Annotated in this window: 8 protein-coding genes; 1 reads left to right on the forward strand and 7 read right to left on the reverse strand. The window is 73.6% G+C overall.

What is annotated here, in order from left to right:
- Positions 1 to 290: 290 nt before the first annotated feature.
- From D476_RS0125380 to D476_RS0125410, 7 genes are all read right to left on the reverse strand, one after another.
- Positions 291 to 1,211 (reverse strand): LLM class flavin-dependent oxidoreductase, encoded by a 921-nt coding sequence (locus D476_RS0125380; protein ID WP_017626725.1) that lies wholly within the window; start codon positions 1,209 to 1,211, stop codon positions 291 to 293.
- Between the two features lie 6 nt (positions 1,212 to 1,217).
- Positions 1,218 to 1,523: a response regulator transcription factor gene (locus tag D476_RS38580; protein ID WP_017626726.1), complete on the reverse strand. Its 306-nt coding sequence runs from the start codon at positions 1,521 to 1,523 to the stop codon at positions 1,218 to 1,220.
- Between the two features lie 528 nt (positions 1,524 to 2,051).
- Positions 2,052 to 3,500, reverse strand: coding sequence for an NCS2 family permease (locus tag D476_RS0125390; RefSeq protein WP_017626727.1), 1,449 nt, complete (start codon positions 3,498 to 3,500; stop codon positions 2,052 to 2,054).
- Positions 3,501 to 3,765: 265 nt separating this feature from the next.
- On the reverse strand, positions 3,766 to 6,171 hold the full coding sequence (gene pucD, locus D476_RS0125395; protein WP_017626728.1) for a xanthine dehydrogenase subunit D: 2,406 nt from the start codon (positions 6,169 to 6,171) through the stop codon (positions 3,766 to 3,768).
- Positions 6,171 to 7,559: an 8-oxoguanine deaminase gene (locus tag D476_RS0125400; protein ID WP_017626729.1), complete on the reverse strand. Its 1,389-nt coding sequence runs from the start codon at positions 7,557 to 7,559 to the stop codon at positions 6,171 to 6,173. Before D476_RS0125400 ends, pucD begins: the two co-directional genes overlap by 1 nt.
- Positions 7,556 to 8,074: a (2Fe-2S)-binding protein gene (locus D476_RS0125405; RefSeq protein ID WP_017626730.1), complete on the reverse strand. Its 519-nt coding sequence runs from the start codon at positions 8,072 to 8,074 to the stop codon at positions 7,556 to 7,558. Before D476_RS0125405 ends, D476_RS0125400 begins: the two co-directional genes overlap by 4 nt.
- Positions 8,065 to 8,952 carry an FAD binding domain-containing protein gene (locus D476_RS0125410; protein ID WP_017626731.1) on the reverse strand — a complete coding sequence of 296 codons (888 nt, stop codon included), beginning with the start codon at positions 8,950 to 8,952 and terminating at the stop codon, positions 8,065 to 8,067. Before D476_RS0125410 ends, D476_RS0125405 begins: the two co-directional genes overlap by 10 nt.
- Positions 8,953 to 9,177: 225 nt before the next feature.
- On the opposite strand from D476_RS0125410, the gene D476_RS0125415 reads away from it, so the two are divergent.
- Positions 9,178 to 10,755, forward strand: a complete 1,578-nt coding sequence (locus D476_RS0125415; protein WP_017626732.1) for a PucR family transcriptional regulator — start codon at positions 9,178 to 9,180, stop codon at positions 10,753 to 10,755.
- The last annotated feature ends 141 nt before the right edge of the window (positions 10,756 to 10,896 follow it).

Here is a 10,896-nt window from a genome sequence, read left to right on the forward strand (position 1 = left end):
AGAAATGTTCACGTCGAATAGCGGAGCGTGAGGACCGCGGTGCCGCTCCGGAGGGCAGGGGCCGACGGCCGTTCGGGGTTCCGAAAGGAGGGTCGGCCGCCATTCGGAACTCCGGTGCCATCGGGATGACGGCTCCGGTGCGGACCGGGCCTTTTGCTCCCGGCTCCGACGGGAATGATCCTGTCGGAACCGGAATGCGTGTTCCAGTGGACCTTGGGGAACTGTACTTTCGGGAGGTGTACTTCAGGGAGAGGTGGAGCCGATGCAGGTGACAGGGTGTCCGCGGATTGTCACCGCTCGTCTTTGAATTCGGCGAGAATCTCGGCCGCGTCCTCGGCTCCTGAGCGGACGTTCTCGGTGACCGTGACACCGGCGGGATTGACGACGACGTCGTCGACGCCGGCGGCGGCGTAGGACTTCAGCCCCTCGGCCACCTCCGAAGCGGAGCCGTAGAGGAAGACGCCGGCGTCGACGAGCCGCCCGGCCCCCTCCCACGGGTCGGCGGCACTGACGCGCAGGCCCGCCCGGTTCAGCATGTCGACGTACTGCCCGGCGGACAGGTGCCCCTGCGCCGCTTCGAAAGCAAGCGCACGGGCGTCGCGGCCCGGCCTCCGGACGGCCGCGTGGACGACGGCCACGAGCCTGGGCGGCCGCACCGCGCCACCGTCCAGGGCCGGGACGATGGCCTCGCGAAGGTAGTCCGGCGGGGTCATCCAGGTCACGGCCGCGTCGGCGACCCCGGCCGCGGCCCGCGCCATACCGGGCCGCAGGACCCCCGCGGCCAGCTCGACGCGCGGGTGGTCGACCTTCGGGAAGAGATCATCGGCGCCTTCCAGGTGGCGACGCACCTCGGCGATGTAGTCGCGCACCGCCGACGCCGGGCGGTCGTAGCGGTGGCCGAGAAGGTGGGCGACGACCTCGGGCGTGCCCGCGCCGAACCCCGCCACCACCGGGCGTCCGGTCAGCAGGGACAGTGCCCGGGCGTCCGCCGCCGCCTGGAACGGGTGGCACAACGGTGTGAGCTGTACCGATGTCCCCACGGGGATCCGGTACCCGGCCCCGGCGAGGTAGGCCAGCGCCGGAAGGGGACCGCCCTGCGGCGAGGTCCCCATCCAGAGCCGGTGGGCGTCGCGGAGGCGGACCAGGTCGGCGAAGGGGCGGATCTCGTCGGCGTCCAGCGGGGTGTGGGGGAACAGGAGGGAGACGCGCATCGGGGATCAGGCCTCCCGCGCCGTGTCGGCCGCGGCCCTGTCGTGGGCGACGAGGGCGGAGCAGGCCGGGCACCGGCTCACGACGAAGGTGAGGGCGGCCTGGACGCGCGATTCCACGCCGAGCTTCTCGAAGATCCGGGTGATATGGGCCTTGACCGTCCGCTCGGTCACGGTCATCCGCCTGCTGATCTCCCGGTTGGAGTACCCGGAGGCGACCAGCAGCAGGACTTGGAGCTCGCGCTCGGTCAGGTCCTCGACCGCTTCGGGGCAGAGCGGCGGGCCTGCGTAGGGCGACCAGGGGTGGGTCTGCACTCGTGTGTCCCTGTCCGTTTCTGTTGTGCGGCGGTCCGCACGCCCTGGTCCGTCCGTCGCGGACGCGAACGTCCGCGTCGGTCGCGCCTCGGGGCGGGCCGAGCGGGGAGACCGCGCCGTGGGGACGAGGACACGAGTGGGAGCGTTCCCATGCAGAGGGCGGGGGCATGCAGGAGCGTCCTTGCGGTGATGGGCCCCGATCAACGGCGGAGACGGTCCGTGGCAGCCGTCGAGGCGGGACCCGGCGGGGGGAGGGGCGAACGGGGGCCGGGTTCGCAGTCGTGTGGGGATCGTGCGTGGCGGGGGTTCTTCGTCGTCGGATCGTGTGCCCTCGGGCAGAGGGCGAACGGCACGGTAGTGACGTCACACGCCCAACGGCAAACTCTTTCGATCCTCGATTAAGTTCCGAGGCCGGATCGGGTGCGGACGGTGTCGGGACCGTCCTCCGGCCCCGGACGGCGACGGCGCCCGCGCCCGGAGGGGACTCCGGGCACGGGCGCCGCGTGAGGGGGGAGCCGGGGCCGGGGGCTACAGGCCCAGCAGGTGCTCGATGCCCGCCATGCCGAAGTCGGCGGCGAACACCGCGGTCAGGATCCACATCAGCCAGCCCACCTCGCGGTACTTGCCGACGGCGGTCTTGATCACCGTGTAGGCCACGATGCCCGCCCCGATGCCGGTGGCGATGTCGTAGGTGAACGGCATCAGGGCGATGGTCAGGAACGCCGGGATCGCGACGGAGATGTCGCTCCAGTCGATGGCGCCCACGCCCATCATCATCATGGCCCCCACCAGCACCAGGGCGCACGAGGCCGCCTGGCCGGGGACCATCCCGAACACCGGGGAGAACAGGATCGCCAGCAGGAACAGCCCGCCGGTGACCAGGCTCGCCAGGCCGGTGCGGGCGCCCTCGCTGACGCCTGCCGTGGACTCCACGAACACCAGCGTGGCCGAGGAGCTGGTCACGCCGCCGACCACGGCCCCGGCGCCGTCGGTGCCCAGGATCTGGTTGGTGCGCGGCATCTGCCCGTTCTCGTCGGTCAGCCCCGCCTTGTTGCCCACCGCCAGCACGGTGCCCAGCGCGTCGAAGAACCCGGCCAGGATCAGCGTGAACAGGATGACCGCCGCGCTGGCCGGGCCCGCCTGGGTCCACGCCCCGAACAGGTCGACCTGGAAGAACAGGCTGAAGTCGGGGGCGGTGAACAGCGTCTCGGGAAGCCGCGGCGCCGAGCCGCCCCAGGTGTCGTCGCCGAGCTGGAAGACGTAGGTGACGACCACGGCGATGGCGGTGGCGGTGACGATCCCGTAGAAGATCGCCCCGGGCACGTTGCGGGCCAGCAGGACCGCCGAGACCAGCAGCCCGATGATGAACACCGCCACCGGCCACCCGGCCAGGTGGCCGGTGGTGCCCAGCTGCAGCAGGCTGCCCTCGCCCGCGCTGACGAACCCGGCGTTGGCCAGCCCGATCAGCGCGACGAACATGCCGATGCCCACGCCGATGGCGAGCTTGAGGTTGTGCGGCAGCGCGTTCATCACCGCGGTGCGCACCCCGGTGACCACCATCAGGATGATGGCGATTCCCTGCCAGACCACCAGGCCCATCGCCTGCGGCCAGGTCATCTGGGGGACCGCCTGGTAGGCCACCACCGCCATCACGCCCAAGGCGGCTGCCAGCGCGATGGGCGCCCGGCCCAGCACGCCCATCAGGATGGTCACGATGCCCGCCGACAGCGCGGTCATCGTGGTGAGCTGCGCGAAGGTGGGAGCGTACCCGTTGATGTCCTGGGCCCCGCTGAGCACGATCGGGTTCAGGACGATGATGTAGGCCATGGCCATGAAGGTGGTCAGGCCGCCGCGGATCTCGCGCCCGTAGGTGGAGCCGCGTTCGGTCACGAAGAAGAACCGGTCGAGCCAGGATCGATCGGTCTTGGGGGCCGCCGCCGGGTCGGGCGTGGGCCCCTTCGCTTCGAGTCGAGTCATGTCCCCTCCTGGAGGGAGTCGGGTCCGGGCCTGCCCTGCCCGGTACCGCGTGCGGGGGGTTGATTACTGTGTGTGATCGCCTGTGGGTGCGCCCGGACGAGGCGCGTCCACAGGGGGTCGGGCGGGGCCCGCGGCCCGCGGGCGGCCACGTTACCGCCGCGTGGGCCCAGACCCCGGTCCTCTTCTCGCGAGCCTCCTGGGTCCGGAGGCTGCCCGTCCCGGCACCGAGGGCGCCGGCGGACCGGGACGGGCAGGATCGAAGGCGCTACAGCTCGATGCCCACGATGTCCTCAGGGCGCACCGGGGCGTGCGTGAGCGCGCGCCCGGTGGCGTCCCGCACCGCCGCCACGATCGCCGGGGTCGACGACAGCGTCGGCGGCTCGCCCGCGCCGCGCAGCCCGTAGGGCGCGTTGGGGTCGGCGTGCTCCAGCACGTCGATCCGCATCGGCGGGGTGTCCAGAATGGTGGGGATCAGGTAGTCGGTGAAGGACGGGTTGCGGATCTGGCTGTCCTTGACCTGGATCTCCTCCATGAGCGCCAGGCCCAGCCCCTGGGTGGAGCCGCCCTGGATCTGCCCGGCCAGCTGCTGGGGGTGCATGACCTTGCCGACGTCCTGCACCGCGTCCAGCGCCACCACCTTGACCAGGCCCAGCTCCACGTCCACGTCGACCACCGCGCGGTGCACGCACATCCCGAACTGGGTGTGCGAGTCGCCCTGGCCGAAGGTGGGGTCGAGCATGTGCGTGGGCCGGTGGTGGAACTCGCGGGTCTCCTCGACCGCGCCGCCCTCCAGCACGTCGGCCAGCGGCGCCAGCACCCCGTCGGTCTCCGAGACCAGCTTGCCGCCCTGCAGCGACAGCACCGCGTCCGGGTGGCCGGGGGAGACCAGGCCGCGCTCGCGGGCGATCTCGAAGACGCGGGCCCGCACCGCCTCGCACGCCGTCTTGACGGCGCCGCCGGTCATGTAGGACTGGCGGGGGGCCGGCGACNCCGACGACGACCCGGCCGAGCCGACCTGGGTGTCGGAGGGGTGGATGGTCACCCGCTCCACCCCCAGCTCGGTGCGGGCGATCTGGCCCTTGACGGTGACCAGGCCCTGCCCGACCTCGGCGGCGGCGGTGTGCACCAGCGCGACCGGCTCGCCGCCGATCAGCTCCAGGCGAACCCGGGCGGTGGAGTAGTCGTCGAAGCCCTCCGAGAAGCAGAGGTTCTTCAGCCCCACCCCGTAGCCGACGCCGCGCACCACGCCCTCGCCGTGGGTGGTGTTGGCCACCCCGCCCGGCAGGGTGCGCAGGTCGGACGGGTCGGGAAGCTGCTCGCGGGCGGGCGGCAGCGGCATGTCCTTGGAGCGCTGCAGCATCTCGGCCATCGGCAGCGGCGTGTCCATGAGCTGGCCGGTGATGATCCGCGAGCCCTGGCTCATGGCGTTCTTGATGCGCAGGTCCACCGGGTGCATGCCCAGCTCGGCGGCGAGCTTGTCCATCTGCGACTCGTAGCCGAAGCACGCCTGCACCGCGCCGAAGCCGCGCATCGCCCCGCACGGCGGGTTGGTGGTGTACACCCCGTAGGCGTCCACCTTGACGTTGGGCACCTCGTAGGGGCCGATGCCCAGCGAGGAGGCCACGCCCACCACCGCCGGGGTCGCCGAGGCGTAGGCGCCGCCGTCCACGACGATCTCCAGGGTGGCGTACAGCAGCGTGCCGTCCGCCTCGGCGCCGTGCTCGAAGCGCATCTTGGCCGGGTGCCGGTGCACGTGGCCGTAGAACGACTCCTCGCGGTTGTACACGATCTTCACCGGGCGGCCGGTGTGCAGCGCCAGCATGCACGCGTGGATCTGCATGGACAGGTCCTCGCGGGCGCCGAACGCCCCGCCCACCCCGGCCAGGGTCAGCCGCACCTTGTCCTGGGGCAGGCCCAGGGCCGGGGCGATCTGGCGCTGGTCGACGTGCAGCCACTGGGTGGCGATGTACAGGTCCACGCCCCCGTCCTCGGCGGGCACGGCCATGCCCGACTCGGGGCCCAGGAAGGCCTGGTCCTGCATGCCCACCTCGTACTCGGTGGACACCACCGCGGCCGCCCGGGAGCGCAGCTCCTCCAGGGCGTCGCCGCCGGTGAAGGCGCCGGTGCGGATGGGCTGGTGGCGCACCACGTTGCCGTGCTGGTTGTACTCCTCGTGCACCGGCAGCGACCCCTCCTCGTGCACCAGGGGGCACTCGGGGTCGAAGGCGGCCCGCCGCGAGTCGCTGACCGGGTCCAGCACCTCGTAGTCGACCTTGACGCGCTCCAGGGCGCGGCGCGCGGTCTCGGGGTGGTCGGCGGCCACGATCGCCACCGCCTCGCCCTTGTAGCGCACCTTGTCGTAGGCGAGCACCGGCTGGTCCTCGTACTCCAGCCCGTAGCGCTTCTGCCCGGGAACGTCCTCGTGGGTGAGGACCGCGTGCACCCCCGGCACCTTGAGCGCCTCGGTGATGTCGATGCCCAGGATGCGGGCGTGCGGGTGGGGGCTGCGCAGCGTCATCCCCCAGAGCATGTCCTCCATCCACATGTCGGAGGAGTAGGCGAACTCGCCGGTGACCTTGAGCGTGCCGTCGGGGCGGCGGGGGCTGGCCCCCACACCGTCCCGGGTGGTGCTGGACAGGTCGCCCGGGGCCCGGGTCGTCGTGCCGGACATCACCGGCTCACCTCCTGGGTCAGTCGTCGGTGGGCGGCGCGGCCGGCCTCGGCGGCCTCGCCGTGGGAGACGGTGCGCAGTTCCCCGCGCTCGACCACGGTGCGGCCGCCGACCAGCAGCCGCTCCAGCGGCGGGGGCCGGGCGCNGAAGGTCAGGGCCACCACCGGGTCGTCGATCACGTCGTAGCCGAAGCCGTCGATGCGCCACAGCGCGATGTCGGCGAGCTTGCCCTCCTCCAGCGAGCCCAGCTCGTCCTGGCGGCCGAGCACCCGGGCGCCGCCCAGGGTGGCCATGTGCAGGGCCTGCCGGGCGGTGAGCGCCTGGGGCCCCTTGCGGGCGCGCGCCATCAGCAGCGCCTGGTGCATCTCACCGGCCAGCGGGGTCAGCTCGCTGGAGGCGGGCCCGTCCACGCCCAGGCCCACCGGAGCCCCGGCGGCCAGCAGCTCCGTGGTGCGGCAGATGCCCGCACCCAGGCGGGCGTTGGAGGTGGGGCAGTGGGCCACACCGGTGCCGGTCTCGGCGATGCGCGCGATGGCCGCGTCCGACAGGTGCACCGCGTGGGCGAACCACACGTCCTCGCCCAGCCAGCCCAGCTTCTCGGCGTACTCCACCGGGGTGCAGCCGAACTCGGCGGCGCACTTCTCCTCCTCGTCGAGGGTCTCGGCGAGGTGGGTGTGCAGCCGCACTCCCTTGGCGCGGGCCAGCTCGGCGGCGCCGCGCATCAGCTCGCTGCTCACCGAGAACGGCGAGCAGGGCGCCACCGCCACCCGGGTCATCGACTCCGGCGAGGGGTCGTGGTGGGCGTCGATGGCCGCGGCGGTGCCCTCCAGGGCCCCCTGGAGGGTCTCGACGACCGCGTCCGGCGGCAGCCCGCCCTGGGTGTGCCCCCGGTCCATCGATCCGCGGGCCAGGTCCAGGCGGACGCCGACCCGGCGGGCCGCCTCCACCTCGGCGGCGGCGATGTCGCCGCGCCCGGCCGGGTAGATGTAGTGGTGGTCCGAGGCGGTGGTGCAGCCCGACAGCGCCAGCCAGGCCGTCCCGGCGGTGGTGGTGCCGGAGACCACCTCGGCGTCCAGCCGGTGCCAGATCTCGTAGGAGCCCACCAGCCACTCGAACAGGGTGCCGTCGGCGAACAGGCCCTGGGTGGCCCACTGGTACAGGTGGTTGTGCGTGTTCACCAGGCCGGGCGTGGCCACGCAGCCGCGGCCGTCGATGCGCTGCGCACCGGGGATCGCGGGCGCCGCGCCCGACCCCACGCGGGTGATGCGCCCGTTCTCGGCCACGATGTGCCCGGCGGCGTACTCGGCGCCGCCGACCGTGGCGATGTAGGCGCCGTCGATGACGACGGTCCCGGCGCCGCCGGCGGCCCCGTCGGTCGTCCCGGTCATGCGGCACCGCCCGCCTTGGCGGACTCGCGCTCGGCGGCCACGCGCACCGCGTCGATGATCTTCTCGTAGCCGGTGCACCGGCACAGGTTCCCGGCCAGCGCCTCGCGGATCTCGGCGTCCTCGGGCACGCCCCTGCCCGCGCCCACGGTGCGCGAGATGAGGTCGTCGGTCTGCACCAGCAGGCCCGGGGTGCAGAAGCCGCACTGCACCGCGCCCATCTCCACGAACGCCTCCTGGACCGTGCCCAGGCGCTTCTCGTCGCCCTCGCCGCGGTTGTCGGCCAGGCCCTCGACGGTGCGCACCTCGCACCCCTCGGCCTGCCCGGCGGCGACCATGCACGAGCAGGCGGTCACCCCGTCCAGGTAGACCGTGCACGAACCGCACTCGCCCTGCTCACAGGCGTTCTTGCTGCCCGGCAGGCCCAGGCGCTCGCGCAGTACGTACAGCAGGCTCTCTCCGGCCCACACGTCGTCGGCGCTGACCTGCTCTCCGTTCACGGTGAACGTCACGCGCATCGGGCGTCTCCCCTCGGGTCCTGCAGGCTCTTGCGGTAGTCGGTGACCGACCAGGAAAGGGCGCGGCGCGCCATCACGCCCACGGCGTGGCGGCGGTAGTCGGCCGACCCGCGCTGGTCGTCGATGGGGCGGGCGACCGAGGACACCAGCTCGCCGAAGCGGCGCACCACGGCCTCGTCCAGCACCGCGCCGCCGTCCCAGTCGAACTCCCCGGCCAGGAACTCCTCGGCCTCCTCGGCGCGGATCGGGGTGGGCGCCACCGATCCCAGGCCGGTGCCCACGGTGCGCTTGTCGGCGTCCAGGGCCAGGCTGAAGTTGGCCACCGCGATCACCATGGCGTTGCGGGTGCCGATCTTGGAGAAGTGCTGCGGGCCGGCCGGGCGGGGCAGCAGCACCGCGGTGATCAGCTCGTCGTCCTGCCGCGCGGTGCGGCGCAGCCCCAGGTAGAACTCGCGCGCCGGGACCCGCCGGGTGCCGCGCACCGAGGCCAGCTCGACCTCCGCGTCGGTGGCCAGCAGCACCGGGTGCGACTCCCCGGCCGGGGAGGCCCCGCCCAGGTTGCCGCCGACCGTGCCGCGGTTGCGGATCTGCGGCGAGGCCACCGACCGGGAGGCCTGCGCCAGCGCCGGGGCGTGCTCGCCCAGCTCGGCGATGATCCGGGTGTAGGGCACGCCCGCGCCGAGGCGGACCCCGTCGCCGTCGGGCCCCCACCGGGCCAGCTCGGGCACGCGGGTCAGGTCGATCAGGGCCCCGGGCCGGTGCTTGTCGAAGTTCAGCTCGACCATGACGTCGGTGCCGCCCATGATCGGGACCGCGTCGGGGTGCGCGCTCTTGGCGGCAAGCGCTTCCTCCAACGTGGAAGGGCGCAGGAAGTCCATACTCGTCCTCGTCGTTGCGCGGGCGGACGGTCGGGCCGTTCGCCGTGTGGTCTCCGCCGGGTGTGTATGTGAAGTACAACACTGGGAAACGGCGCGCGACCACCCGGTGAACCCATGAACCGGAGCGCTGGTCGCGGGCGGTGCTTTGTTGTTTCCTCCAACAACCCGTCGTGGGTTAACGTGGCCGCTGCGCGGCCCCGCCGCGACGTGAGACGAAGGGACCCCATGCGGCTCGGCGAACTGCTCTCCATCCCCCGGCTGAAGCTGCGCTTCCTCAGCGGAGCCGACCAGGCCCACCGCTCCATCCGCTGGGCCTACACCACCGACCTGCTGCGGCCCGCCCGCTACCTGACCGGCGGCGAGCTGGTGCTCACCGGCATGATGTGGCGGACCGGGCCGGAGGACTCGGAGGTGTTCGTGGCCTCGGCCGCCCAGGCCGGGGCGGCGGCCGTGGGCGCCGGTACCGCCCTGGGCGAGGTCCCGCACGACCTGGTCGAGGCCTGCGTCCGGCACGGCATGCCGCTGCTGGAGGTGCCCGCCGAGACGTCCTTCGGCGCGGTCACCGAGGAGGTGCTGCGGCTGATCAACCGGCGCCGCTTCACCACCATCGCCGAAAACCGGGACCGGCACCGCCGGATGATGGCCGAGGTCGCCGCCGGGGGCGACTTCCCCGCCGTGTTCGCCACGGCCGCCGAGCAGGCGCGCCTGGGTGCCTGGGTGCTCTCCAGCACCGGCCGCGAGGTCGCCTCGGCAGGGCCCGACCTGGGCGAGGGGGCCCGCGCCGAGCTGGCCGCCCGCGCCCTGTCCTGGCCGTCGTTCCCGCGCAGCACCGCGCTGCCGGGCGGCCGGGGGGCCGGGCGCGAGCTGACCGTGATGCCGGTGCAGACCCGCGACTCCCACCCGCTGGCGGGGTGGCTGCTGGTGTGCGAGGGCCGCCACGAGGACTGGGAGGAGGAGGTCCACGAGGCCGTCGCCGAGCTGGCCTCGATCGCGGTGCTGGCCCGCAGCCGGGAGGAGGAGCGGGCGCTCAACGACGCCCGGCATGCCGAGGCGCTGCCGCGGCTGGTGGAGGAGCAGCGCCTGGAGGAGGTGGAGGCGCTGCTGCGCGCCGCGGGCGCCGGTGCGGGGCCCGGCCGCGGGCACGTGGTGGTCAGCGCCGCTCTGGCGCCCGAGCCGCGCCTGCCCGACCTGGCCCGCCGGGTGCTGGGCGAACTGCTGGCCGAGCGGCCCGGGTCGGTGGTCACCGGGGAGGGCGACGTGCTGGCGGTGGTGCCGGTGCCGGACGCGGCCGAGGAGGGCGCCCGCGCCGTCGAGGGGCTGCGCGCGGAGCTGGAGCGCGGGGCGCGGGCCCTGGAGCCCGGGCTGGTGGACTACCGCCTGGCGGTGGGGATCGGCTCGACCCCGCGCGAGCTGGGCGACCTGCGCGGGGCGGCGGCCGAGGCACGGCACGCGCGCAGGCTGGCGGGGCTGCGCCGGGGCAGGGCCCAGGTGATCGCCGGGGCCGAGATCGACTCGCACGAGCTGCTGCTGGCCTCGGTCCCCGAGGAGGTGCGGGCCTCCTACCGGGAGCGGCTGCTGGGGCCGCTGCTGGCCTACGACCGGGACCACCGCTCGGAGCTGGTGGAGACCCTGGAGCGGTTCCTGGAGCACTCGGGGTCCTGGCAGCGGTGCGCGTCGGCGATGCATGTGCACGTCAACACGCTGCGCTACCGCATCGGCAGGGTGGAGGAGCTGACCGGGCGCGACCTGAGCCGCCTGGACCACCGGGTCGACCTGTTCCTGGCGCTGCGCCTGCGCGGCTGACGGCCACGCCCCCTGGGGGCGGTCGTCGTCAAGGGCACGTCCGCGAGGTCTCCGTCCGACCACGCCGGTGCGATCGTGGCCGCCCCGGGGCCCTGCCGCCGCGTCGGTGCCCTGACCGGCGCCCTGCCTGTCGGCGGTCGG

The organism is Nocardiopsis chromatogenes YIM 90109 (assembly GCF_000341185.1).
In the GTDB taxonomy this organism is placed as follows: domain Bacteria; phylum Actinomycetota; class Actinomycetes; order Streptosporangiales; family Streptosporangiaceae; genus Nocardiopsis_A; species Nocardiopsis_A chromatogenes.

Excerpts from the sequence above, each read along its gene's own strand:
- D476_RS0125380 (WP_017626725.1), bottom strand. The coding sequence starts at position 1,211 with ATGCGCGTCTCCCTCCTGTTCCCCCACACCCCGCTGGACGCCGACGAG.
- D476_RS0125390 (WP_017626727.1), bottom strand. The coding sequence starts at position 3,500 with ATGACTCGACTCGAAGCGAAGGGGCCCACGCCCGACCCGGCGGCGGCC.
- D476_RS0125405 (WP_017626730.1), bottom strand. The coding sequence starts at position 8,074 with ATGCGCGTGACGTTCACCGTGAACGGAGAGCAGGTCAGCGCCGACGAC.
- D476_RS0125410 (WP_017626731.1), bottom strand. The coding sequence starts at position 8,952 with ATGGACTTCCTGCGCCCTTCCACGTTGGAGGAAGCGCTTGCCGCCAAG.
- D476_RS0125415 (WP_017626732.1), top strand. The coding sequence starts at position 9,178 with ATGCGGCTCGGCGAACTGCTCTCCATCCCCCGGCTGAAGCTGCGCTTC.